The organism is Streptacidiphilus monticola (assembly GCF_042658505.1).
In the GTDB taxonomy this organism is placed as follows: domain Bacteria; phylum Actinomycetota; class Actinomycetes; order Streptomycetales; family Streptomycetaceae; genus Streptacidiphilus; species Streptacidiphilus monticola.
This window is the reverse complement of sequence record NZ_JBHSQJ010000130.1, coordinates 1-1,703: the sequence shown is the minus strand read 5'-3', so window position 1 is coordinate 1,703 and position 1,703 is coordinate 1. Positions and strand designations below refer to the sequence as shown.

Below are 1,703 nucleotides of genomic sequence, written 5' to 3'. Positions count from 1 at the left end.
CCGCCTACGACCACTGACCCTTGGAATCGATCATCTAGGTCCCGAACCGCTCCCACAGCCGCGGGTAGTGCTTGCGCATCAGATCCGCGTCGTCGAAGTCGAAGGCCGCGCCCTGCGGGTAGTTGGGGCGCTCGGGCAGGCCGAGGGTCGGCAGGTGGGTGCCGGTCAGCTGCTCGTAGGCGCGGTCGGCGGCGTCGCCCAGCTCCTCCGCGTCGCCGTCCTCGTCCTCGTCGAAATCGGGCAGCAGGTCGCCGAGTGTGTCCGGATCGGCGATGGCCCCCTCCAGGACGTCCCGCCCCTGGGCGATGAGCCAGCAGCAGAAGCGGTCGAAGGCGTCCTCGCCGAGCCCGCCCATCAGCAGGTCGGCGGCGCCCCAGAGTTCCTGCCGCCAGGCGCGCAGCCAGCGCGACTCGAAGAGGCGGGCGAAGTCCAGCACCTCGTCCGGGGTCCGTCCGAGCAGCGCCTCGACCACCAGCTCGGCCTGCTCCACCGGATCGCCCTCGGCCTCGTCCCGTGCCTCGTCGATCAGCTCCCAGAAGTCCGTCTCGTCCATCACGTCACCCAGCATCGCCCGCGCCGGAGTGGCGCGCACTTCAAACACGCCGGTGCCCCGGTCCCGTGCGGGACCGGGGCACCGTGCGCGCCGTGCTGACGGAGCGTCAGAGGCCGAGGTCGCCCTCGAACGCGCCCTCCTCGAGGCGGGCCTTGAGCGTGCCCAGGAAGCGGGCGGCGTCGGCGCCGTCCACGATGCGGTGGTCGTAGGACAGGGCCAGGTAGACCATGTCGCGGACCGCGATCGTGGTGCCGAGCTCCGGCGACTCGATGACGACCGGGCGCTTCACCGTGGCGCCGATGCCCAGGATGGCCACCTGCGGCGGGGTGAAGATCGGGGTGTCGAAGAGCGCGCCGCGCGAGCCGGTGTTGGTCACCGTGAAGGTGCCGCCGGACAGCTCGTCCGGGGTGACCTTGCTGTCGCGGGTGCGGGCGGCCAGGTCGGCGGTCTTCTTGGCGATGCCGGCGATGTTGAGGTCGCCCGCGCCGTGGATGACCGGGACCATCAGGCCGCGCTCGGTGTCCACCGCGATGCCGATGTTCTCGACCGCGTGGTAGGTGATGGTGCCCTCGTCGTCGTTGATCGACGCGTTCACCACCGGGTGGGCCTTGAGGGCCTCGGCGGCGGCCTTGACGAAGAACGGCATCGGCGAGAGCTTGACGCCCTCACGAGCCTGGAAGGAGTTCTTCGCCTGGGCGCGCAGCCGCATGATGTTGGTGACGTCGACCTCGACGACGGTGGTCAGCTGCGCCGCGGTGTGCAGGGCCTTGACCATGTTGTCGGCGATGACCTTGCGCATCCGGGTCATCTTGACGGTCTGACCGCGCAGCGGGGAGGCCTCCGCGATCGTCGTGGGGGCCTTCGGCGCGGCGGTGGCGCCGGTCGCGGCCGGGGTGGCGAGCGCGGCGCGCTTGGCCTCGGCGGCGGCCAGGACGTCCTGCTTGGGGATGCGGCCGCCGACGCCGGAACCCTGGACCTCGTTGAGGTCGATGCCGTTCTCGTTGGCGAGCTTGCGCACCAGCGGGGTGACGTAGGCGTCGGACGGAGCGGCGGCAGCCGGGGCCGGGGCGGCGACCGGCGCGGGGGCCGGGGCGACGGGCGCGGCCGGAGCAGCGGGGGCAGGAGCCGGGGCAGCCGGGGCCGGCGCGGG

At 72.5% G+C, this 1,703-nt stretch carries 2 protein-coding genes; both read right to left on the bottom strand.

What is annotated here, in order from left to right:
• Positions 1 to 34: 34 nt before the first annotated feature.
• Positions 35 to 553: a DUF4240 domain-containing protein gene (locus ACFP3V_RS26205; protein WP_380588304.1), complete on the bottom strand. Its 519-nt coding sequence runs from the start codon at positions 551 to 553 to the stop codon at positions 35 to 37.
• 106 nt (positions 554 to 659) lie between these two features.
• Positions 660 to 1,703 (bottom strand): 2-oxoglutarate dehydrogenase, E2 component, dihydrolipoamide succinyltransferase (sucB, locus tag ACFP3V_RS26200; protein WP_380588301.1); only part of this gene is annotated, 1,044 nt, incomplete at its 5' end.

What these genes read in the sequence shown, in the direction of transcription:
- ACFP3V_RS26205 (WP_380588304.1), bottom strand. Translation starts at nt 553, where the DNA reads ATGGACGAGACGGACTTCTGGGAGCTGATCGACGAGGCACGGGACGAG.